This is a genomic window from Enterococcus sp. AAFC-DPL-5146, from assembly GCF_058216635.1.
Genome location: NZ_CM177103.1, coordinates 1,251,573 through 1,273,759, shown reverse-complemented (window position 1 = coordinate 1,273,759; position 22,187 = coordinate 1,251,573). Strand labels below are relative to the sequence as shown.

General features: G+C 33.8%; 22 protein-coding genes, 1 other RNA gene and 1 other annotated feature. Of the genes, 7 read left to right on the top strand and 16 right to left on the bottom strand.

The genetic code is table 11. The features are described from left to right. Positions 1-117: 117 nt before the first annotated feature. Positions 118-324, bottom strand: a binding site (T-box leader). A 65-nt stretch (positions 325-389) separates the two neighbouring features. The 5 genes from tsaD to pbp4 form a co-directional block, all read right to left on the bottom strand. Next, positions 390-1,424 (bottom strand): tRNA (adenosine(37)-N6)-threonylcarbamoyltransferase complex transferase subunit TsaD, encoded by a 1,035-nt coding sequence (gene tsaD, locus AC4BB2_RS05720; RefSeq protein WP_490474467.1) that lies wholly within the window; start codon positions 1,422-1,424, stop codon positions 390-392. After that, positions 1,421-1,885, bottom strand: coding sequence for a ribosomal protein S18-alanine N-acetyltransferase (gene rimI / locus AC4BB2_RS05715; RefSeq protein WP_490474466.1), 465 nt, complete (start codon positions 1,883-1,885; stop codon positions 1,421-1,423). The genes tsaD and rimI (AC4BB2_RS05715) overlap by 4 nt, the downstream gene beginning before the upstream one ends. A 4-nt stretch (positions 1,886-1,889) precedes the next feature. After that, the gene (rimI, locus tag AC4BB2_RS05710; protein WP_490474465.1) at positions 1,890-2,438 is read right to left on the bottom strand and encodes a ribosomal protein S18-alanine N-acetyltransferase; all 549 of its coding nucleotides are present in this window, start codon (positions 2,436-2,438) and stop codon (positions 1,890-1,892) included. Then, positions 2,422-3,141: a tRNA (adenosine(37)-N6)-threonylcarbamoyltransferase complex dimerization subunit type 1 TsaB gene (gene tsaB, locus AC4BB2_RS05705; RefSeq protein ID WP_490474464.1), complete on the bottom strand. Its 720-nt coding sequence runs from the start codon at positions 3,139-3,141 to the stop codon at positions 2,422-2,424. Before tsaB ends, rimI (AC4BB2_RS05710) begins: the two co-directional genes overlap by 17 nt. 131 nt (positions 3,142-3,272) lie before the next feature. Next, complete coding sequence (gene pbp4 / locus AC4BB2_RS05700; protein ID WP_490474463.1) at positions 3,273-5,306, bottom strand: penicillin-binding protein PBP4(5); 2,034 nt, start codon at positions 5,304-5,306, stop codon at positions 3,273-3,275. 280 nt (positions 5,307-5,586) lie between these two features. Here pbp4 and AC4BB2_RS05695 point away from each other — a divergent pair, with 280 nt between their 5' ends. From AC4BB2_RS05695 to AC4BB2_RS05685, 3 genes are all read left to right on the top strand, one after another. Then, the gene (locus AC4BB2_RS05695; protein WP_490474462.1) at positions 5,587-6,819 is read left to right on the top strand and encodes an SPFH domain-containing protein; all 1,233 of its coding nucleotides are present in this window, start codon (positions 5,587-5,589) and stop codon (positions 6,817-6,819) included. 121 nt (positions 6,820-6,940) lie between these two features. Beyond that, the gene (locus tag AC4BB2_RS05690; protein WP_490474461.1) at positions 6,941-8,116 is read left to right on the top strand and encodes a TFIIB-type zinc ribbon-containing protein; all 1,176 of its coding nucleotides are present in this window, start codon (positions 6,941-6,943) and stop codon (positions 8,114-8,116) included. Further along, on the top strand, positions 8,113-8,916 hold the full coding sequence (locus tag AC4BB2_RS05685; protein WP_490474460.1) for a TPM domain-containing protein: 804 nt from the start codon (positions 8,113-8,115) through the stop codon (positions 8,914-8,916). Before AC4BB2_RS05690 ends, AC4BB2_RS05685 begins: the two co-directional genes overlap by 4 nt. Positions 8,917-8,976: 60 nt before the next feature. On the opposite strand, the gene AC4BB2_RS05680 is transcribed toward AC4BB2_RS05685, so the two are convergent. From AC4BB2_RS05680 to tadA, 3 genes are all read right to left on the bottom strand, one after another. After that, the gene (locus tag AC4BB2_RS05680) at positions 8,977-9,297 is read right to left on the bottom strand and encodes a DUF6506 family protein (protein WP_490474459.1); all 321 of its coding nucleotides are present in this window, start codon (positions 9,295-9,297) and stop codon (positions 8,977-8,979) included. Positions 9,298-9,867: 570 nt separating this feature from the next. Continuing rightward, an RNA gene (gene ffs / locus AC4BB2_RS05675) (signal recognition particle sRNA small type) lies at positions 9,868-9,954 on the bottom strand. Positions 9,955-9,993: 39 nt separating this feature from the next. Beyond that, complete coding sequence (gene tadA, locus AC4BB2_RS05670) at positions 9,994-10,506, bottom strand: tRNA adenosine(34) deaminase TadA (protein ID WP_490474458.1); 513 nt, start codon at positions 10,504-10,506, stop codon at positions 9,994-9,996. Positions 10,507-10,585: 79 nt separating this feature from the next. Between tadA and AC4BB2_RS05665 the strand changes: the two genes are divergently transcribed. Beyond that, on the top strand, positions 10,586-11,440 hold the full coding sequence (locus AC4BB2_RS05665) for a helix-turn-helix domain-containing protein (RefSeq protein WP_490474457.1): 855 nt from the start codon (positions 10,586-10,588) through the stop codon (positions 11,438-11,440). A 48-nt stretch (positions 11,441-11,488) separates the two neighbouring features. Here AC4BB2_RS05665 and AC4BB2_RS05660 read toward each other — a convergent pair whose 3' ends face one another. Together AC4BB2_RS05660 and AC4BB2_RS05655 are read right to left on the bottom strand one after the other, a co-directional pair. Continuing rightward, positions 11,489-11,824, bottom strand: coding sequence for a hypothetical protein (locus AC4BB2_RS05660; RefSeq protein ID WP_490474456.1), 336 nt, complete (start codon positions 11,822-11,824; stop codon positions 11,489-11,491). A gap of 82 nt (positions 11,825-11,906) precedes the next feature. After that, a complete protein-coding gene (locus AC4BB2_RS05655) occupies positions 11,907-12,611 on the bottom strand; it encodes a zinc metallopeptidase (protein WP_490474455.1) in 705 nt (234 codons plus the stop codon). Between the two features lie 185 nt (positions 12,612-12,796). On the opposite strand from AC4BB2_RS05655, the gene AC4BB2_RS05650 reads away from it, so the two are divergent. After that, positions 12,797-13,153, top strand: coding sequence for a YxeA family protein (locus AC4BB2_RS05650; RefSeq protein ID WP_490474454.1), 357 nt, complete (start codon positions 12,797-12,799; stop codon positions 13,151-13,153). 60 nt (positions 13,154-13,213) lie between these two features. Here the strand turns inward: AC4BB2_RS05650 and AC4BB2_RS05645 are convergent, their stop codons facing one another. Both AC4BB2_RS05645 and treP read right to left on the bottom strand, forming a co-directional pair. After that, positions 13,214-14,218 carry a nucleoid-associated protein gene (locus tag AC4BB2_RS05645; RefSeq protein ID WP_490474453.1) on the bottom strand — a complete coding sequence of 335 codons (1,005 nt, stop codon included), beginning with the start codon at positions 14,216-14,218 and terminating at the stop codon, positions 13,214-13,216. 182 nt (positions 14,219-14,400) lie between these two features. After that, entirely contained in the window at positions 14,401-15,867 is a 1,467-nt protein-coding gene (gene treP / locus AC4BB2_RS05640; protein WP_490474452.1) for a PTS system trehalose-specific EIIBC component, read from the bottom strand. Positions 15,868-16,107: 240 nt separating this feature from the next. Here treP and AC4BB2_RS05635 point away from each other — a divergent pair, with 240 nt between their 5' ends. Beyond that, complete coding sequence (locus AC4BB2_RS05635) at positions 16,108-17,472, top strand: TrkH family potassium uptake protein (protein ID WP_490474451.1); 1,365 nt, start codon at positions 16,108-16,110, stop codon at positions 17,470-17,472. A gap of 657 nt (positions 17,473-18,129) precedes the next feature. Then, complete coding sequence (locus tag AC4BB2_RS05630; protein ID WP_490474450.1) at positions 18,130-18,612, top strand: hypothetical protein; 483 nt, start codon at positions 18,130-18,132, stop codon at positions 18,610-18,612. Between the two features lie 110 nt (positions 18,613-18,722). On the opposite strand, the gene AC4BB2_RS05625 is transcribed toward AC4BB2_RS05630, so the two are convergent. The 4 genes from AC4BB2_RS05625 to AC4BB2_RS05610 all read right to left on the bottom strand — a co-directional run bounded on the left by AC4BB2_RS05625 (position 18,723) and on the right by AC4BB2_RS05610 (position 22,007). Further along, positions 18,723-18,923 (bottom strand): cold-shock protein, encoded by a 201-nt coding sequence (locus tag AC4BB2_RS05625; protein WP_010761095.1) that lies wholly within the window; start codon positions 18,921-18,923, stop codon positions 18,723-18,725. A 453-nt stretch (positions 18,924-19,376) separates the two neighbouring features. Next, positions 19,377-20,405: a DUF3829 domain-containing protein gene (locus AC4BB2_RS05620; protein WP_490474449.1), complete on the bottom strand. Its 1,029-nt coding sequence runs from the start codon at positions 20,403-20,405 to the stop codon at positions 19,377-19,379. Positions 20,406-20,498: 93 nt separating this feature from the next. After that, positions 20,499-21,002 (bottom strand): LURP-one-related/scramblase family protein, encoded by a 504-nt coding sequence (locus AC4BB2_RS05615; RefSeq protein ID WP_490474448.1) that lies wholly within the window; start codon positions 21,000-21,002, stop codon positions 20,499-20,501. 93 nt (positions 21,003-21,095) lie between these two features. Beyond that, entirely contained in the window at positions 21,096-22,007 is a 912-nt protein-coding gene (locus AC4BB2_RS05610; protein ID WP_490474447.1) for a DUF5067 domain-containing protein, read from the bottom strand. Positions 22,008-22,187: the final 180 nt, after the last annotated feature.

Sequence of the window (22,187 nt, the reverse complement as noted above, 5' to 3'; positions counted from 1 at the left end):
TATATCCTCCTAAGAAATAATTTTAGTTTGATTCTGCTCTTTTATAGCCCTTAAAATTAAAGGGAAACGAAGCAAAATATAATGATTCAAAACAAAAAAGTCCCTGATGTCAAAAACACCAGAGACGAGATTTTCCCGCGGTACCACTCTAATTGTCCACTCTTTAAAAAAGGTGAACCCACTTAATCTTGTAACGGTAGATAGCCGTCTGCTTACGCAGATTCTCCAAAGTACGTTTCCTTCATTCGATTATTTTCGGCTTTCACCCTCCCGAAATCGCTTGGCTAATTCATAATGAAGTACTCTCTTTTTCCACGAATCACTATTAAACTCGGTTTATTATAGCAAATATTTTCCTATCTGCCTAGTCTTGTCTGTTTATTTTACGTTTAAATCGTCATAAATGTCAAACTAGGATCAGCATTTAAATGATAATCAGCGAGGTGATTTTTTTCTGCTTCGACAAACGCCGCAGCGCCAATCATGGCAGCATTATCACCACATAATCTAAGGGACGGAACAATGAACGTTACACCAGGTAATTCTTTGACAACTTCTTGGCTTAATCGCTCACGCAATCCTTTATTAGCTGCTACACCGCCTGCCATCACTAATTGTTTGACTGGATATTCTTTACACGCTCGTATTGTTTTATCAACTAACACGTCAATCACACTTGCTTGAAAACTCGCAGCTAAGTCCTTGATTACTAATTTTTCATCCCGTTGTTCAGCATTGTGGACGGTATTGATAAAGGAACTTTTTAATCCACTAAAACTAAAATCATAATTATCTTCTTTAATCATCGCTCGAGGAAAATGATACGTATCTTCTCCTTGATGCGCTAATTCATCGATTTCTTTTCCGCTTGGGTAAGTTAACCCTAAGACTCTGCCAACTTTATCATAGGCCTCACCTGCTGCATCATCTCGTGTTTCACCAATAATTTCAAAGGAACCTGTTTCTTTCATATAAACTAACTCCGTATGTCCGCCGCTTACTAATAACGCCATCAAAGGAAACTGTAGAGATTCTTCAAAATGTGCTGCATAAATATGTCCAGCCATATGATTAACTGGAATCAACGGCAAACTGTGTGCCCAAGCAAACGATTTAGCCGCAGAAATTCCAATCAATAAAGCTCCCACTAACCCCGGTCCATATGTCACTGCCACACCACTTAACTCATCAGGTTCTACACCAGATTTTGCTAAAGCATCATCAATACACAAAGTAATTTCTTCTACATGGTGGCGACTGGCAACTTCTGGCACAACTCCGCCGAAACGCTGGTGACTTTTTACTTGAGAAGCTACGATATTTGATAAAATCTTATCTCCATCTTCTACAACTGCTACACTTGTTTCATCACAGCTGCTTTCAATTGCTAAAATTAATTTTCTTTCCTTATTAAAAAAAGTCATTGACTCACTTCCTTAACTTTTAAACACATAACAACTCCGTCTTCTTTTGGATGATTGTAATAATTCTTCCGACAGTTGATTGTTTTGAATCCTTTTTTTTCATATAATTTTTGAGCATTTAAATTAGACGCACGAACTTCTAAAAATACCTGACTAATTTTTTTCTCGCTAAACTCTTTGATAACTTGATCCATCAATTGACTACCATACCCTTGTTGTTGATACTCTTTATGGATCACAACATGGGTAATATCGACTTCATCTAAAACCAAGTGATAACTGATAAAACCAATCCAACGATTGTCTTCTATTAACACAAGATATTCACTTTTCTCTTGTTCTAAATCAAGGCTAAATTGCTTCAACGACCATGGTGAGCCATGGCTATATGACTCTTCACTAAGACGCCAAAGAGTTTCAGAAGGATTATTTGTAGGTATATTTTCCTTTAAATAGTACATCGTTTCACACTTCTTTTAGATATAAAATCATCTCTAGCGCATCTTCTTTATCTTCCGTATAATAATCAGGTTTAATCGTATTTGATAAAAACCCGAGTTGTCGATAAACACGCTGGGCATTTTTATTACTTAATCTAACTTCTAAAGAGATTGTTTCACAATTATTTGCTTTAGCGAATTGCTGGATTTCTCTAATTAAAAAGCTACCAATTCCTTTGCCTTGCTCCTTTGTTGAGACAGCAACATTTGTAATATGAGTATCCTTGCCAAAAATTCGACAGCCAATAAAACCAATCGTCTGATTCTCTTTTTGAATCAGCAAATATAAATGAGGGTCTGACGATTGAAGTTCTACTAAAAAAGCGGTTTTCGTCCATGGCAGTTCTCCCGCATAAACTTCTCTTTCAATTGAAAGTAAATCCTTGATATCGTCAAGCACAATTGCACGTATAACATATTCTTGATCTGAAATTTCTACTATTTTTTCGTCATACGGTCGATTTTTAAAAAGTATACCTAGAATACTATGAAAAAGATTAAATTTTTTCAACATAATTTTCTACCTCAGGCGTATGTTCTTTTAACCAATTTTCTTCTGCTTCCACTCTTTTTAAATAATTAGGTAAAAATCCATGAATATCTGTTTCTGGGTCAGCTAATCTAGCTAGTTGCGCAAGAGTCGCTCCATTAGGGATTTGCCATTGAGGATACTCATTTATTTGAGCATTTGGCAGCACTGATTCAATCTGTTGACGAAATTTCTCAACATCTTCACCCACAAAGTAAACAGTTGGGTATTCTTTTAGCTCTTCGAGCCACTCTTCTATGGCTATGTGACGATCAGACTTTATCGCTGTCAATGTACCATTCACATATTCATAAGCGCCAGTATAAACATTATTTCTTCTAGCGTCAAATACTGGAATAATTGGCCCATCTACCATAACACAGTTGGCTGCTAAGGCTTTTAAACTAGAGATACCAACCAATTCTTTTTTCAAAGTATATGCCAATGTCTTCGCTGTTGTTACGCCAATTCTTAATCCTGTATAAGAACCTGGACCTTGGGCTACCGCGATCCGATCTATATCTTTAGGTGTTAGTCCAACATCTTTGACCAATTGCGTAATCGCAGGCATCAATGTTAGGCTATGATTTCTTTTTACTGTAATTGTATATTGTCCTATTATTTTTTTCTCTTCACAAACAGCGACTGTCAATGTTTGATTAGAGGTATCGATCGCTAATATCCGCACAAAAAAAATCCTTTCTTTCTTCATGTTAGTTGATTTATTGTAGCATATTTTTATGCCTTCGTAAAAACACCAGTTGTAAAAACAAATAAAAAAGGACAAAAGTACTCATTGTACTTTTGTCCATTCTTTTACTACTTAATATTTGCCTCTAAATAATCTATCACTGGTTTACTGATATTTGTTGCCGTATCATTTTTTCTAGAATCTTCTACCATAATCATCGCTGAAAATTTATTATTACTTCGATCCATTGCTAAAAGGAAACTATTTTCTTTTCCAACAGTATCTTGTTTATCTTTGATTTCAGCTGTTCCTGTTTTTGCCGCTAATGAGAAAGCTGGGTTATACATATTATGAACATATCCTGTTTCATCTTCTACACTACCAAGTAAGTCCGTTACAATGGTATTAGCTGCATTTGAACTAACAACGTTTTCTTTTGTCTTCGTTTCTTTATTCAACTCAATTTTGGGATAAACTAATTTCCCTTCATTCTGGAATACAGTATACATGGTAGATTGTTGGATTGGCGTCACTAATAATTGTCCCTGCCCATAACCTGTATCTGCTAATAATATTTCTGATTTAAATTTATCTTCATTGGAAATCTGTGCTGGATTCATTGGAATTGATAAATCTAGTTTTTCACCAAAAATAAATTTATCCAACCCTTTTTTGAATGTATCTTCACCCATACGCAACGTTTGCTGTGCAAAATAGATATTATCAGAATTTACCAAAGCCGTTCTTAGATTAACTGGACTTGCTTCTTTCACACGAGTGACAAAATAATTCCCCCAAGAAGCATCTTTTTGCCATTTCAACCCATTAATTGCAATTTCTTCATCAGGATTCAATGTACCAGCGTCTAAACCAATAGCACCTGTAACTGTTTTAAAAGTAGAACCTGGTGCATATCCTGTTGCAAATCTCGCTGTAAACGGTAAATTCTCGTTATTCGCATAAGCATCATACTCTTCTTGTGTGATGCCGTTTGCCATCTTATTTGGATCAAAAGATGGAGAACTTGCTGCAGCTAATAAATCTCCTTGCTGTGGATTCATAATAACTGCACTACCAGGTCGGTTAACAAAAATATTATAGGCTTGAGATTGAACATTTTTATCGATAGTTAACTGAACTCTTTCACCATCTTTTTTATCTACTTTTTGCACGACACTTCTCGGCTCGCCTTTTTCATCAGTAATTGTGATGTTGCCACCATCTTGACCTCTAAGTTCTTTATCATACGATTGCTCTAAACCAACTTTCCCAATCACACCAGAGCTACTTAATGTTGGGTCTTTTTCGATATCTTCTGCAGTAATCGTTCCAACATAACCAATTAATTGTGCAGATGCTTCTTTCAAGGGGTAGTAACGTACAGTTTTATCTTGAGAAGCTGCTCCTTGCGGTAAAGTGGTTATCGGATCAAAAGAAATTTTCATAGGTACGAAAGAATCTGGTTTGACCCAGCTTTGTTTTAGTTTTTGTTCAATTTCATCAACTGGAATGTTGAATTGATCGCTAAAAGCTTTGATGTTATTTGTTTTGTCTTGACCCTCACCCAATTTTCCAGGAACGATCCCCACTTGATCGAAAGCTTGATTAACTGCTAACCCCTCACCATTTCGGTCAACAATTTCTCCTCTAACGGCAGAATCTACACCAATAGATATTTTATCCTGACCAGACATAGCTGGGAAAATCAAATTCGGTGCCCAATCCACTTTGTAGCTATCTCCATCTTTTTTGATGGTTGTTTTATAAGATAAATCCTTCAAATTCCCCAAAGGAGTTGTCATTTCAAGCTTGTATGACAACGTAAAATTATTCTCATTTTCCTTTGTGATTTTTACATCCTTACTTTTGATTCCTTGTGCTTGAATCCCTGAAAAAACCGTTTGGTATTTTTCAACAACCTGAGACTTATCATAACCGCTCTTTTTAACAGATGACTCACTTAATAGTTCAGGAAATTGATCAAATTCTTGTTTTGAAAAATGTCCTAAAAATGCATCCGCAGATTTTTCGACTTCTTTTATTTCTTGTTTTTTCTGCCACATGTCATATGCCACATATCCTCCAACTGCAGCAACAACTGTGATTCCACTAACGGCTATAATCAGTGGTTTTTTTGATTTTTTTCTCTCTCTTCGTTCCAATTTAAAAATCCCCCAACTTTTTAATTCAATGTATTTTCATATATTATACCTTATCCGCTATAATCTAAGGTAGGAAAATGAAACTTTTAGCAAAAATATAAATAATTGATTCATCCTACCTCATTTTATCTACTACTTTCATTTCATAATCAGTCCTTAGCGGTATTTTTATTACGGGAACATATGGTATACTATTTTTACTTACTACTTTTTATTTTAGCTGGGTGGCCAACATTTCATATTAAGCCAACTACGCTCTCAATTTTAGGAGGAATTTCGGATGGGAATAATCAAAGCAGCAATAAGTACAGTCGGTGGTGGCTTAGCAGATCAATGGATTGAGGTTATCGAGCCAGATAATATGGGCGATACAACTGTCATGACAAAAGGTGTTTTTGTTCGTAAAGATGATAAACGCGGCTCAAATCGTAAAGGAACAGAAGATGTTTTAACAGATGGTTCTGTTATCCATGTCTATCCTAACATGATGATGATTCTAGTCGATGGCGGAAAAATCATTGATTATACTGCCGAAGAAGGCTATTACACAGTCAAAAATGATTCCGCTCCTTCTGCTTTTAATGGCTCATTAAAAGACGCAATTTCTGAAACTTTTGATCGTTTTAAATTTGGTGGTGTTACGCCTCAGAAACAACAAGTTTTTTATATCAACCTACAAGAAATAAAAGGAATCAAATTCGGGACGGCTTCACCTATCAATTATTTTGATAATTTTTACAATGCTGAGTTATTTTTACGCGCCCACGGTAATTACTCAATTAAAATTACAGATCCATTATTATTCTTCTCAAATGCGATCCCTAGAAATAAGAGTCAAGTTGATATTGATGATATCAATGAACAATATTTGTCTGAATTTTTAACAGCTTTACAAGCTGCAATCAATAAAATGTCAGCAGATGGTGAACGTATTTCTTATGTTCCCTCTAAAAGTTTAGAATTAAGTAAATACATGGGACAAGTTTTAGATGATCAATGGCGTGAATTGCGAGGTATGGAAATCGTTTCTGTAGCAGTAGCCAGCATTTCATATACAGATGATTCAACAAAATTAATCAATATGCGAAATCAAGGTGCTATGCTTAGCGATCCAGGCGTTCGAGAAGGCTACGTTCAAGGTTCTATGGCTCGTGGTATGGAAGCAGCAGGAAATAATGAAGGCGGTGCTATGAATGGCTTTATGGGCGTCGGTATGGGTATGAATACTAGCGGTAACTATTTTGCTCAAGCATCGCAAACCAATCAACAGCAGATGCAAGAAAAACAAAATCAACAAAATGATCAAGGCTCTACGGACACTTGGACATGTCCACAGTGCGGAACAGAAAACACTGGTAAGTTTTGCTCTAATTGCGGTACATCGAAACCAACGAATGACAAACCAAAATTAGAAATGAAATGTAATGACTGTGGTGAAACTGTTGATTTGTCAAATGGTATTCCAAAATTCTGTCCACATTGTGGCAAGCCATTCCAAGGTGTCCCTTTGTAAATTCTAAAAGACTAGGGCTTGGCAACTGTGTCTCGCCCTTTTTCTGCATAAAAAAACAAATGAATAACAAGAAAATAGGTACTTGTTTTATTTAATTAGGTATCAAAAGAAAGGAAAAATCATGACGGATACATTTACACACAAATGCCCAAATTGTGGTGGTCCTCTATTATTTGATCCAAAAGATCAAAAATTCCATTGTGAATACTGTTTAAGTATCTTTACTGAAGATGAAGTTACCGCATATGAAAACGCACAAAGAGAAGCTCACTTAGAAGATGCCTCCACTCAACCTAATGAAAAAGAAGAACTAACCTTCACAGCTGAATCGCAAGTCGATCAAATGACTGACGAAGAAAAATCCTCCTTCAAAGAAGCAACCGGCTCTGACGAAGGAGCTGACGATTCATTAGAAGGGGCAATGGAAGTATTCAACTGTCCAAGTTGCGGAGCCCAAATCGTGACAGAAGCAACAACTGCTGCTACTTATTGCTATTATTGCCACAACCCAGTTGTTTTATCGGGACGATTAAGTGGACAATTTCTTCCAGAAAAAGTCTTGCCTTTCGCTGTTGAAAAAGAAGAAGCAGTTGAGAAGTTTTTAGATTGGACAAAGAAAAAATGGTTTATTCCAAAGGATTTTTTCAATAAAGAACAAATCGATAAATTAACCGGTGTGTATTTTCCTTATTGGGTTGTAGATGCTGAAGTGGACGGTCAGATGAATGCTATGGGGACAACGATTCGTATCTGGCGTATTGGAGACATTGAATATACTGAAACAAAACAATTCGATGTAGAACGTCAAGGGAACATTTCATTTAAAGAATTAATCAAAAATGCTCTTTCTAAAAATGTTCAACAAAAAATGGTGGAAGCAGTCCAACCCTTTCAAATCGATAAAGCTGTTTCCTTTAAAAGCCAATATTTAGCGGGATTTCAAGCGGAAAAACGTGATATTGAATATGAAGCCATAAAAAAAGCAGTTGAAAGTGAATTAAATGATTATTCTGAATCATTGTTACGAGATACAGCTTCTGGCTATACCACTTTAACTAAATTACGAACGGATATTTCTTTAGAAAGCGAAAAAAATCAGTATATGCTTTTACCAATTTGGTTAGTGACCTATCGAAGTAATGAACAGTCAAAAAAAGTTTATTACTATGCCATGAATGGACAAACTGGAAAAGTCAGCGGGATTTTACCAATTAGTTATAAGCGATTAGGATTTTTAACCTTTGGTATTTTCGCATTATTATTGTCCATTTTCCTGATTGGAGGCTGGTTTATATGAGAAAACTTCTAATTAGTATACTTGCAGTTATTTCTCTTCTCTTTGCCTTTTCTTTGAACGTTCAAGCAGCCGAAGATTCAATCGATGATCAAGCGTCACTCTTTACACCTGAACAAATTCTCCAATTGAAAGAATCGATTACTCCGATTGAAAATAAAGCAAAAGCACGTGTTTATATTGTATCAAATAACGATAACGATATTGATTCTAATCGATTTGCAGACTATTATATGTTAGACCGTATTGGAAAAGATCAAAACGGAATCACCTTCTATATTGACATGAATCAACAAAAATTTATTATTTCAACCTCTGGAAATATGATTGACTACATGGATAATAAACGTATTAATCAGACTTTGGATGATATTGAAGTTAGCATGAAAAGCGGTAATTATTTCCAAGCCGCTCAGAGCTTTCTAGAAAACACTAGCAAATACATCGATGAAGGCGTTCCTGGTGGGCACTATCGCGTTGATACTGAAACTGGGAAAATCACTCGCTTTAAAACATTGACAACAACAGAAATTATGATTGCCTTTGTTGCTGCACTCATTTTAAGTAGCGTGTTCTTTATTGCCAATATTTCTAAATATCAACTAAAATTTGGAACCTACAAGTACCCATTTAGAGAAAAATCCAACTTGAAATTAACTCAAAGAAATGATACCTTGATTAATTCCTTCATCACTACTCGCCGCATCCCTCGAAACAATTCTAGCGGTGGCGGTTCAGGTGGTGGAAGCAGCACCCATTCAACTGGGGGCGGCACATTTGGCGGCGGTGGCCGCAGTTTCTAAGAAAAAAATCCCTATTTAAAAGATGAGTATTGGCCTCTCTTTTAAATAGGGATTTTTTAATTAACTCATAATATTTAACAATTGTTGACGAAATTCTGGTCCATATGTTACAGTTCCAACCGGAATTTCATAGCTTAACGCCTCACAAATTTTAGCTACCCAAGTTGGCCCAAATCCACCGCATAACTCAATCATTTGAACGCCATCTGCCTTAAGTTCCTTAGCAACTTCAACAATACTACCATCCTCTTTCGCTTTAGGATCAAATCCTACAGTAATGAATGTACAGGTTCCTAATTCATTTTTATTAATAACCGTATTTTGTTCAGGTGAAAAATCTGGTGAAAAGTAAAAGAATGCCCATTTGTTTAAATTCTTCATGCTATTAATCCTCCTAAGTCAAATCTACTAGGTAATATAACAAAAACAAGAAAACTGTACAACCAAATAGTCTCAAATTATAGATTAGGTAAAATATCCGATTAACAAAATCAAAAATGCCACCAACTTTTAATTAATCGAATTTCGCTTTCATTAAGGACTCTATCAAATCAATAAATTGGGAATGACAATCTGAAAAGTAACAACTAGTATATATAACAATTTATTTATTCGTTCTTGTTCTGTTAACTTTATTTTTTACCCAATTTCATATTTTTTTGATTTTCCTCCATTTTTAGGTTAAAATGGTTTTTATGAAATTATTTCAAAGTAAAGAGAACAATGATAAGCTAATAAGATATACTTGTTTAGCTTGCGGTTATGTTCTAATCAAAAACAAAACCGACGAGAACGACTTGAAATGTCCATTATGTGGTAATGTTCAGTCATTTGCTTATGTCGAATTATAAAAAGCCTTCTTGGCTTTTTTTTTATACTTCAAATAACTTTCGCTCTTTTCAAAACATAAAAAAACGTTTCTAGCTATGCTAGAAACGTTGATATAATCATATTCAAATCAGACACATGGCGGCACCTACTTAGTGCTGCTTCCTTCCGGATCTGACACGCTTCGTAAGCCCACCATTGTCCTAGCCTTTCGGCAAGATTTAGTATACCGCATTTTTAGTTACTTGGCTAGTCTTTCTGTTGATTTTTTAAAAGTTTCTTTTCATCCCTTAGTTTTCTAAAGAAATTCGAAAGCAAACTGCCACATTCTTCCTCTAAAATCCCTGATTCTACATAAGCTACATGATTGAAGCGCTCATCTTCTAATAAATTCATTAACGTGCCGGCTGTTCCACCCTTGGGATCTTTCGCTCCATAAAACACTTCTTCTACTCTTGAAAGAATCATGGCTCCGCTACACATCGGACAAGGTTCAAGAGTAACAAATAATTGAGCACGCTCTAATCGCCAATTATCAACTGCTTGGCAAGCTTCTTTGATGGCAAACATCTCAGCATGTGCAGTTGCATCCTGACTTTCTTCTCTCAGGTTTGATCCACGACCAATAATTTTTCCATCTACTACTACGATTGCACCAATCGGCACTTCCTTGATAACTTCTGCTTTTTTTGCTTCTTTAATGGCTTCTAACATAAATTTTTCTTTTTCTTCTATCGTTAAGGTCGTCGTCTTTTGATTCAAGCGATTTCCGCCTTTCGTTCTTTATTATCATTAAACGTTTATACCTTGTTCATGGTACAATAATGAGTGAGGTGTGTCTATGACTATTGAAGAATTAATAGAATTATATCCTACTGGTAAAATTCAGCAAACAAAATCAACTGGTGATGACCTTTCATTAATGATTGATGGACAGTATTTTATCATTGCCAAAGAATTATTACAAGAAACAGAAATTCGTTTATTAGAAAAAATGTTTCCTTCAAAAGAATATTATATCAATCAAAAAAAACATCCTTGGTTGGAGTACTTGTACAATCAGACAATTTTGGAAACAAAAGGTTCTTTCCGAGTAATGCAAATTCAAATCAAAAAGCCTAAAGCATTTTTACAATCAGAATGGGAAAATAGCATTACAGAAATCTTTCCTAATCTTGAGGACTTCTTTTTCACTAGCGAAAATGATGGCATTTTAATTGAAAAATATACTAAAAACCACTATACCTTAGAAGAACTGCAGAGTATTTTTTTAACATTAGATGCAGATTTTGATACTTCAACAATTGTTTTTGTAGGAAATTTTTTCCAAGCGAATGAACAGTTACCTAAATTATTTAAAGAAGAACAACAAATTTTTAGGAATGAAGCTGAAATGCTTCGCGGCAAATCTGCTTTTTCACTAAGTGATGTTGCCTTGCATTATTTTACTAAAGACGCTATGAATAAAAGTTTAATCATACAAAACTTTGGAAAACAGCTCGTTTTAACAAAGGAAATTCAGCAAATCATTCTTTCTCTTTGGCATAACCAAGGAAATATTAGTTCAGCTGCCAAAGATTTATACATGCACCGTAACACTCTTCATTACCGATTAGAAAAATTTTATGAGCAAACAGGACTTTCTTTAAAACGAATGGACGATCTTGTATTTTGCTATTTATTGATTACAAAATAAAAAATAGTAGGTAAGTAGCTTGGGAAAAGCCGCTTACCTACTATTTGTTTACATCATTTCTTCAACAAAGCTGACAAAACGATCTTTTAAATTCTCTGTATTATCTTTTAAAGATTCACCATAAGAAGAGATTTTTTTTCTGCCATCTTTAACTTTTCCTAAAACATTCATCATAGAATCAAGCTCGTCATCAGATAAATCATCGACAATTCCTAGTAATTTTTCATTACCGCCAAATTTATCATTTACGAATTTTTTTGCTTTAAACCGATTCGATACATGGTAAACTTTTTTGACGATTTTCTCAGAGGCAATCACTGCAACTGAGACACCCGCTACAGCAGCAATACTTAAGCCTATACTAATTTTTGTTGATGTTTTCATTCTTTTCAGCTCCCTTTTACTATCTCTTCTAATGATAACACACTCTCTAAAATTGAGGTAATAAAACAAAAGATACATCGTTTTAGTTTCTTCGATCATTTCCACTGAATAAAATAATCAGACGAAGCAATTGTAAAAATGTGGATAACGCAGCTGCAACATAGGTCAATGCAGCCGCAAATAAAACTTGTCTAGCCATCGGTACTTCTTCTTCCGTCAAAATATTACCATCTGACAAAATTTTCAATGCTCTACGTGATGCGTTAAACTCTACTGGCAAAGTGACTAATTGAAAAAGCAGTGCCAATGAAAACGCAAAAATCCCAATATTAATCAATGTTTGATTCCAACTAAACAGTACGCCAACTAAGATAATCGGAAACGATAGTGTGGAACCAATATTAGCTACTGGGGCAATTGATGCACGTATTTTCAACGGACTATATCTAGTATGATCTTGAACTGCATGTCCGCATTCATGTGCTGCTACACCAATTGCTGCTACTGAAGTTGATTGAGCTGTTGATTCAGATAAACTTAAGATTTTATTTCCTGAATTATAATTATCTGTAAGATTGCCCGCAATTTGTTGAACACCAACATCATTGATTTGTTCTTCATGCAAAATATATTCCGCGGCTTTTGTGCCTGTTACATTATTTCTACTTTGAATTTTATCGTATTTCCTAAATGTGCTATTTACATAAGCAGATGCTGCCATTGATATCAACAATCCTATGATAACCAAAATATAGGTTGGATCAAAAAAACCATATAAAGGTAGCATTTTTCATTCCCCCTCTTCTTTTCTTCATTGTATCACGACTTTCTAAAAAAAGTGTAAACAGACATTGACTATTTTATGAAGGCTCAAAGCATGCAACTCACTAACAAAACTGTCACATTATTTTAAGACATTTCAATGGCATACTTTTAAAAAAAAAGGCATACTACATTTAAGAGGTGAGAGTATTGAAAAAAATATTAGCTTATATTCTGCCATTTGTACTTTTAACAGGCGGGATTTGGTATGGTTATAACTATTACTATGGTGGAAAAGATTATTATACCCGTATAAATGAACCTGATGAAGTAAAAACAGGAAAGTTTTCCAACGGTGTAAAATATACAGAATACGATTATACACAAACTACATTTAATAGTAACGGTGAGAAAAGCGTTCAAATCTTGAGAGAAATTAGAGATAAGCCATTAAGAATAAATGCTTACCTAAAATTAAAAGTAAATCCTCGAAAGGGTGTCCTTAGCTGGGAAGAAGTTACTAAAGAAACGATTCCAAAAAAAGCTTTGGAGCAGCTGACCGATTAACTATTTACCAAAAAAGCCCTCCATTCACTTGAATGAGAGGCTTTTTTTGTCTTCCAAAGATTATAATTGATTACTAATTTTTTCAATATTTTTTAAAACAATAGACACAGTTCCATCTGGATTATTAACAAACTCAATTAGATCCCCGTTACGATAAACATCGATTGGCACAATCAATTCGATTCCATTACTCATTTTTAATTTTTGCTTGCCAAATTTTTTCTCTGAAATTTCTCTCGCTTCACGAACAGGAGGTGTTTTATCTACGAATTTTGATTCGTTTACTTCATCCTGATAAGCCATCCGTGCTGAAATATTTTCTTTAAAAACTAGTTCAGCTACTTGTTCATTATCGATCGTTCCAGTTTCTTCAATGCTTTCATAAACCGCTTCTTTCACCGAAGCAATTAATTCAAATTCATCTTCATTAAATTTTTTTCCAATGCGCTTCACCGCTTTTTTGATTTCTTTCATATTTTCTTCTATTGAAGGCGCAGGCTCTGATTCAATTACTTTTTCTGAGAAATACCAAACTTTTTCACCAGAAAACTCATAACGCTTTTCTAACAGCTCATAAGCCAAAGTGTCTAGATTTACTGTCATTCCTTCATCTGGTTTTTGAGACTTGGACGGCAATATTGCTCGGTTGATAATCAACTTATTATAAACAGCCTCATCTTCATAATCTACATAATGGGTATAACTTTCTTTATAGTTCAACTTAATCATTGCTAAATGCATCACAGTATCCAGCTCATACAACACAAAAAGCACATCTGCACTTGGTGCATCCTCACTACCAGAATAAACATCGTACCAATGTTGAGCTAACTGCTGACTCTTTTGAACAAAATCATTAGGAATCCCCCGCATTTTGTCAACAAACCCACTCTCTTCTGCTAAAATACCTGTTTTAGTTTGAGCAGTTGAAAGCTTAGTTATTTTACTGGTTAAATACACGCGTATGTATTCTGTCGTCAAATCCAATTCCTTATCTGAAAATACTGGCGTACCAGTTTCACGGTCAATAATGTGTAAAATTGCACTTTTTAAATAAATATCCATCAATCATTCTCCCTTTTCTTAAGCCCTATTTAGTCTACCTGAAACAACAAAAAAAGCCAACTATTTTATTAGAAAAGAGTGCACGTTTGTGTAGATCCTGAATGATATAAAAAGACGAAATTTAGCAACAAAAAAAGCAAGACAATTATATTGTCTCGCTTTTTCAACTATAAAAATAGTCATTACATCTCTTCTACAAACAATTTCCCAGTTGCTTCGTCGACTGGATCAATTTTATTGAAAATACCTTTCATTCTGAAAATATACGTTAAAACAAACGGTACAATAACTGCGATCAACATTGCTCCGAAAAATGCAAGATAATACTTAGGAACGATAGACAAAATCCCAGGTAGTCCACCTACTCCAATACTGATTGCTTTAACATCAAATAGTGTAGCAAACAATCCTGCACAAGCAGAACCGATCATCCCAGCAACAAATGGATAAATGTATTTTAAATTGATTCCGAACATCGCTGGTTCTGTCACTCCCAGATAACAAGAAATCATAGCAGGAATGGACACTTGTTCTTCTTCCTTGTTACCTCTGTGCATAAATACAACGGCTAATACAGCTGAACCTTGAGCAATATTAGACAAGGCAATCATTGGCCACAAGTTTGTAGAATGGAAATCCGCAATCAATTGTAAATCAATGGCATTTGTCATATGATGTAAGCCAGTAATCACTAGCGGTGCATACATGAAGCCAAACACGGCTCCAAATAACCAATTAAACGAAGATGTTAATCCTGCATTTACAATATCTGAAATCCAACTTCCAATAGTCCAACCAACTGGACCTAAGATTACATGAGCGGCTAGAACAGTTGGTACTAATGCAAACAACGGAACAAAAATCATCGAAACCGCTTGCGGTATAACTTTTCTGAAAAAGATTTCTAAATATGCAAGTAAAAATCCTGCCAACATTGCTGGAATAACTTGAGCTTGGTAACCAATCATATCAACATGAGCAAATCCAAAATCCCAAAATGGAATATCAGCTGCTGCTGTACTTGCAACCGAATACGCATTTAATAATTGGGGTGAAACTAAAGTAATACCTAAAACAATCCCAAGAATTTGTGTCGTTCCCATTTTTTTAGTGATACTCCACGTAATACCTACAGGCAAAAATTGGAAAATAGCTTCGCCAATTAGCCATAAAAATGAATTCACTCCACTCCAAAATTGTGAAACCTCAACAATCTTCTGCCCATCCAAAAAACCAAATGGAATCCCTTCTAGCACATTACGAAATCCTAAAATCAATCCACCTATAACTAATGCTGGAATCAGTGGAGTAAAAATCTCTGCTAAAACTGAAATAGCCCGTTGAACAGGATTTAAATTTTGCTTTGCTGCCGCTTTCCCTTGCTCCTTGGAAACGCCTTCAACTCCTGAAATAGAAGAAAAATCATTATAAAATTGAGCTACCTCATTACCAATAATTACTTGAAATTGTCCTGCATTTGTAAATGTTCCCTTCACAGAAGAAATTTTCTCAATCGCTGAAGTATTAGCTTTACTTGGATCCTTAAGAACAAAACGCATCCGAGTAGAACAATGCGAAACAGCAGCAATGTTTTCTTTGCCTCCCACGTCTTCTAACAGTTTTTTAGCATCTTCTTGAAACTTACCCATCTTCTTTACTCCTCCATTCAACTTGTATATACAATTAGTTTGTATTTGTATAATACTTTATAATTTAAAATTTTACAAGCGTTTTCTTTTTAAAAATAATTTTTTTTATGAATCCTTCCACCCTATATATAGATACGAATTCTCAAAATACTGGAAATTATTTCATAAAATGGTACACTTGAAATTATCAAATAAAACTGAAACATACTGTTCTATATTAGTATGTTAAATGAGGAAAATATGAAGAAAAATAAGTTAACTATTAAACTAAAAAAACGTTTATCAGCGGTTCAGATTTTAGCTTTAGGTTTTATCATATTGATTTTTATCGGCGGCTCGTTATTGACCTTACCGATGTTCTCACGCAGCGGTACAGCAACTCCCTTTATAGATGCATTGTTTACAGCGGTTTCAGCGGTTTGCGTTACTGGTTTAACTACACTAAACACAGCTTTACATTGGAATGCATATGGGCAATTAGTCATTATGATTCTAATCGAAATCGGTGGTTTAGGATTTATGACAATGCCTGTACTTTTGTATTTTATCCTTCGTAAAAAAATTACACTGAGTACTCGCATTTTGTTACGAGAAGCACTTAACTTAGATGATATGTCAGGAGCCTTTCGACTAATGATGTATGTGGTGAAATTAGCAGCGGTCATTCAAATAGCTGGTGCACTATTACTTTCTATCTCATTTGTTCCAGAATTTGGCTGGAAGAAAGGACTTTTTTTCGGACTCTTTCATTCCATATCTAGTTTTTGTAATGCCGGTTTTGATTTACTTGGAGATAGTTTGACTCCTTACCAGAGCAAACCTTATGTTTTATTGGTTGTTGGAGCGTTGATTATTTCTGGCGGACTTGGTTTTATTGTTTGGCAAGATTTACTTCTTTATAAAAAAAGACGAAAATTCTCTTTACACACTAAAATCGCCCTTATTACAACTCTTTCTTTACTGATCGGTGGTTTTATCATTTTCTTCATCACAGAACACAACGCGAGCAATTTGACTACTGGAACGAATTTTTTTGAACGTTTAGCGAATACCTTCTTCATGTCTATAACGCCAAGAACAGCAGGATATTATTCCATCAATTATATGCAAATGACAAGTGCTGGTTTAATAACAACGATGTTTTTGATGTATATTGGTGGAACTTCTGGTTCTACTGCAGGTGGCTTAAAAACCACTACTTTTGCTGTATTAGTTATTCAAATCGTTTCAATTTTTAAAGGGCGAACTCGTGCTGAATTCCAAGGACGCACAATTCGAAATATTACTGTGTTTCGTGCGTTGACATTGTTTTTTATTACATTGACGTTATGTGTACTTTCCATCATGCTCTTGACTATTACTGAAAATATTCCTGAATCCTCTGGTATAGAGTATGTCGCTTTTGAAGTTTTTTCAGCATTCGGCACCGTTGGCTTGACTATGGGACTAACACCAGAACTGACAAACATTGGAAAAATTATTATTATGTTGTTAATGTATATTGGACGTGTGGGTATCTATACTGTTGGTTTTTCTCTACTAACAAAAGGTCAAAAACAACAAGCAAAATTTAAATATCCAGATGAAAGTGTAATGATTGGATAAAAGAACAAAAGAAATAAGCGTATAAGAATGAAAATCTATACGCTTATTTTTCATTTTCCAACAAATATATATATATAATTAAAAAAATCCCACCCTCTAATGAAGGTGGGAAAAGGAGTTTTACTCTAAAGAGTAAAATGAAAAAATAAAAAGGGTTGTTGTTGGTATGAATTTATAATACTATTTTTCCCCATTAATATCAACTAATATCCCTTGAAAACAGATTATTATTTCAAAATTAACGATGAAATGTTTTATTTTTATACGTTTAAAAAAATAAAACATCGAAAATATCTTGATTTAAAATTCCATTTCATTTAAATTTATGCTTATTTTCCAAATATAAGTCAATAAAAAATCCCATCTTCTAATGAAGATGGGAAAAGGAGTTTTACTCTAAAGAGTAAAATGAAAAAATAAAAAGGGTTGTTGTTGGTATGTTTGTATATTAACTTCTAATCAAAAAAATATCAACTAATAACCCTTGAAATAATTAATACTTTCAAATAGTTACATGTAATTAATAAAAATAATCAGATCAATAATTTTTGTGTAATTATTTCCCAAAAAAAACCTTGACTTTAAAAGTATTTTATATTAATATTTATGTACACTTTATCTTACTTAAGGCGAATTTTATAATTGGAGTGATTTGATATGAAAAAAATGATGATTCGATTTTTTGTCAGTTTTAGTTTGTTATTTGGTCTTGTTCTATTGCTTTCACTGGAAGCTTCTGCAGCTGGTGAATATGCTTATTTAACTACCAATAATCAAGGAGTTCGAGTTCTTCATCGATTTGATTCTCATTTACAAAGACAAGCATTTATTAGTTCAGAAGGACGCCAACCAACTGAATCTGGCGGTTTTGCTATCTTTTATAAGCGTAGAGATCGTAATGGTTACAATCATAGAGTTGACTTAGGCGGTTGGAGAAATTTAGGTCGCAATAATAAATTAAACGACCATTGTTCTTCTGTCTATGTATTTGGTAGAGGTTATAGCACACTTTGGGATTATAAAAACCTACAAGGACGATCATTAACCATAAATAACTACCGTTTATCTCATCAAACAATAAATGTTGGAGATTATGGTTATAACGATATGGCTGCTTCTCTTTCTGTATTTCTGAATTAATAAATTGCCTTTGAATAACCAAAAATGCCATCTCTTCTACCGAAGAGATGGCATTTTTTAAACAATAAAAAAAGATCCGATAACAATCGAATCTTTTAAATAATTTTAAATTAGTTTTTTACAATGTTTACTGCTTGTGGTCCACGTTGGCCTTCTTCGATATCGAAAGATACGCTTTGACCTTCGTCTAAAGATTTGAAACCGTCACCTTGGATTGCTGAAAAATGAGCAAACAAGTCTGTTCCGTTATCTTGAGTAATAAAACCAAAACCTTTATCTGCGTTAAACCATTTCACTGTACCTGTATTCATAAATGTGTTCCTCCTAGTGCTTTTAGCACGATTAATTTTTGCAATACCTTTGTGATAAAAAAAGAGGAATTAAAACACCCTTACGAATGAAATGACCTATTATTTTAAATTACAATTATACTACAATTGTTATTATACGACCTTATTAAACAAAAGTATATATATATCTTAAATTATGAGAAAACACTCATTATAGGCTAAAATGGCACAAATAAAATCCCATCTCTTTTGAAGATGGGATAAGGATAGTTATTTGTTAAGGTATTGATTTTTCAGACTTATTAAGTGTACTATATAAACTTCTTTCATGCAATCACATTTTATCACAGATAAAAGATTTACATCTATTATCTCTTTGAGCCATGTATACAATGCCAGGCAATCGCTTGTTAATGATGATCCTACACATTCGGTGCATGAAACTATCGTTTCTTTCATACCAAATCTACTTTGCTATTCTATTTTGTTATAAACCTTGATTAACTCTGAGTATGCATCTGATATTCCTTTCACGGTCATGGCATCAATCAATGATTCTTTATCCCCAAGACTTGCAGAAAGTTTATTTGATACACTTTTAAAGTTTGATGCTTTTTCTACAAAATCGTCAATATTACCCTCAGCAGTGTTAGAAGAAAAACCTTCTTTTTCTATAGCTTTTGAATCTTTAGGTACTTCTTTAAGTTCATCTAATGCTTTAGAAACTTTAGTATTTAGTTCAGCATATTTCTCAGTTGTTAAATTTATCGAGACACCTTCATCAATACCTTCAATATCATCATAGTTCTCAGTTATTAAATCATTATCAATACTTTTATCAACAATATCTCTAGCTTCTTTTGCTGCATCAATAAACTGTAACATTCCTAATGAAATTTTATTTCCCTCTTTTTCATGGGTTTCCCGCTCTTTCTTCTCTGTTTCACTCATCAACACCTCCATTTTATCACTAAAATTTTTAATAGGTTCATCTGCTTGTTTATAGATGGATACTAGTTTGAGATATAACTCTTTTCCTTTCGCATCATGATCATTCAAAAAATCTTTTTCCTTATAATAGCTCTCAATTTCTTCTAAAATTGACATTTCTTTTTTCAGAACTGCTAGCAAGGCTTCTACATCCTCATCAACATCCATCTTTGGTTTGGTTGAGAGTCCTTTATCGGCTTTTTCAATTGCTAGCTGAACTAAAGTAATTGAACCTGTAAAAGAGTTTGCATCTTCATTATCTGTTGGTACAAAATTACCCGCTTCATCCATATGATACTCTGCATAAGAATTTTTAATTTCTGCTAATTCATCTGATAAAACATTTAATAAGTCAACATACGCATTATACTTATCGCCTTCATCCATATTAGGAGAATAAGAATCATAATTATCAATACTTTCTTTGGCTTTTTCCACTGTATCACAACCAGACATAACAACTGCAATACTGAATACCAACATTACCATAAACACTTTATTCTTATTTTTCATCTACTGCAATTCCCCAATCTTACTATCTTGTAAAAATCTCTTTAAAAGTTATTCCACTTATATAATTATATTAAATACTCTACTGCTCACTAACTATCTTTTCGTATAATAAATACGGTCCAAAGCAATTGTTGTTAGTAGAAACGCTCTTTGGTCATGAGCATCATCAATATCGATATGATATTCATCTCCACCCAAGGTCAATTTTCTTTTATCAATATCACAAATAATTTTATCCTGCAACGTAAACTGATGACTTCCTGTCATTCCATAGCCTAATTTAACCTCTCCTATAGGCGAATCAACATTAAACTTATACGTAAAAATATTCAAAGAACGTGCCATAGAAAAAACTGTTTTGTCGTCAACCAAGATATGATATTTCTTGAAATTGTATCTTAAAAATGAACCAATAATACTTAAAATATTTACTTTCGTTTCACATTTTGCCAGAGTTTGATCTTCTAAGTCAGTAATTTCAAATTTTTCTCTTCCTAAAAAACTTCCTTTAACTTTGTATAATGGATTTCCTGATGCGTCTAAAATTTGATAAGTTGGTTTTAAAGCAACCAATTTTTGTTTGATAATATATTTCATCTGTAATTCCCCTTTTTTTCGTCTATTTATAATACTCTAAAACACTTTACATTAATTAAAATAACCACAACAACATATGGTACAACAGCTCATTTATTTCGTTTTCGGTATTGATATTTCTAGTCTATTTAACAGAATGTATTCGTCATCAAATACCTCCAAATAAACTGCTTCTTTGGAATCTAGTAGTTTGAATACTTCATAATATAGCATTTCTTCACCTGGCTCTAAGGTCTCTCTATTAATTGCCTTAGAATCAAGATTCTTATCGTTAGCCTTTAAAATCGTGTTCTCTAAACGATTTTTCTTTTGACTAAAGAAAAAATAGTTTTTCAGTGGAGATACTGATCTATACTCTTTTTTATTTTTGAAATTGTAATAAACAACTAAGCTCGGCTCTTCAAATGTATCCTCCAACAAATCAATATCTGTAATTTCTACTTTATATTGATCGGTTTCGATCACTTTGTCAGAAGAAACCTTTTCATTTTTTAAATTTAAGACTTCTATGGCGTTTGCTTTCATATCTAATAAATCAAGTCGTTCATTATTATAGCTAGTGTAAAGATAACCAATTGCTTTTCCTTCAATTCGGATTATGTCATCACTTTTGGGCCATTTTTCTTTTTTTATATCGGAAAGATTTAAATAAATCGGAGTGGTTCTATTTCTCATCAATAATACTGAAACATACCATTCACCATCTAACGTATCATCCTTTGATTTCACCTGCTGAGGTTCACCTTCCACCTGAGCAACAAACGAAATGTTTTGCTTAAACTGATCAGAATACTTTAGCATTTTTGGCGAAGCAGCATTACTAGATAGATCACCATAAAGTTTCTCTTTTTCTTTTGATGTAAGCTTAGAATTATTGAAATTCTCATTTTTTTTCGAATAATTCGTTTCTGGTAGAGATTTTTTTATATCACTAGTTGCTGAACAAGCAGTGAGTATACCCAGCTCAATCAGAAAAAATAGAGCTAACAACCGCTTCCTTTTCAAATTGCCTCTCCTTTTTTTTAGTTTTTGATATAGATAAATTTAGATTCTAGAATTAATTGAAAGTACTTTCACACTTTATACCTACATCGTGTAGTTATAATATCATGTACTTTTCTATTTTGTCAACAGTCGTGTTATAATTGAATTATTGCTTCTCTATATAACGAAATAATAATCAAC

Coding starts and splice junctions, on each gene's coding strand:
- tsaD (WP_490474467.1), bottom strand. CDS start 1,424: ATGACTTTTTTTAATAAGGAAAGAAAATTAATTTTAGCAATTGAAAGC.
- rimI (WP_490474466.1), bottom strand. CDS start 1,885: ATGTACTATTTAAAGGAAAATATACCTACAAATAATCCTTCTGAAACT.
- rimI (WP_490474465.1), bottom strand. CDS start 2,438: ATGTTGAAAAAATTTAATCTTTTTCATAGTATTCTAGGTATACTTTTT.
- AC4BB2_RS05695 (WP_490474462.1), top strand. CDS start 5,587: ATGGGAATAATCAAAGCAGCAATAAGTACAGTCGGTGGTGGCTTAGCA.
- AC4BB2_RS05690 (WP_490474461.1), top strand. CDS start 6,941: ATGACGGATACATTTACACACAAATGCCCAAATTGTGGTGGTCCTCTA.
- AC4BB2_RS05685 (WP_490474460.1), top strand. CDS start 8,113: ATGAGAAAACTTCTAATTAGTATACTTGCAGTTATTTCTCTTCTCTTT.
- AC4BB2_RS05680 (WP_490474459.1), bottom strand. CDS start 9,297: ATGAAGAATTTAAACAAATGGGCATTCTTTTACTTTTCACCAGATTTT.
- AC4BB2_RS05665 (WP_490474457.1), top strand. CDS start 10,586: ATGACTATTGAAGAATTAATAGAATTATATCCTACTGGTAAAATTCAG.
- AC4BB2_RS05660 (WP_490474456.1), bottom strand. CDS start 11,824: ATGAAAACATCAACAAAAATTAGTATAGGCTTAAGTATTGCTGCTGTA.
- AC4BB2_RS05655 (WP_490474455.1), bottom strand. CDS start 12,611: ATGCTACCTTTATATGGTTTTTTTGATCCAACCTATATTTTGGTTATC.
- AC4BB2_RS05645 (WP_490474453.1), bottom strand. CDS start 14,218: ATGGATATTTATTTAAAAAGTGCAATTTTACACATTATTGACCGTGAA.
- treP (WP_490474452.1), bottom strand. CDS start 15,867: ATGGGTAAGTTTCAAGAAGATGCTAAAAAACTGTTAGAAGACGTGGGA.
- AC4BB2_RS05635 (WP_490474451.1), top strand. CDS start 16,108: ATGAAGAAAAATAAGTTAACTATTAAACTAAAAAAACGTTTATCAGCG.
- AC4BB2_RS05630 (WP_490474450.1), top strand. CDS start 18,130: ATGAAAAAAATGATGATTCGATTTTTTGTCAGTTTTAGTTTGTTATTT.
- AC4BB2_RS05625 (WP_010761095.1), bottom strand. CDS start 18,923: ATGAATACAGGTACAGTGAAATGGTTTAACGCAGATAAAGGTTTTGGT.
- AC4BB2_RS05620 (WP_490474449.1), bottom strand. CDS start 20,405: ATGAAAAATAAGAATAAAGTGTTTATGGTAATGTTGGTATTCAGTATT.
- AC4BB2_RS05615 (WP_490474448.1), bottom strand. CDS start 21,002: ATGAAATATATTATCAAACAAAAATTGGTTGCTTTAAAACCAACTTAT.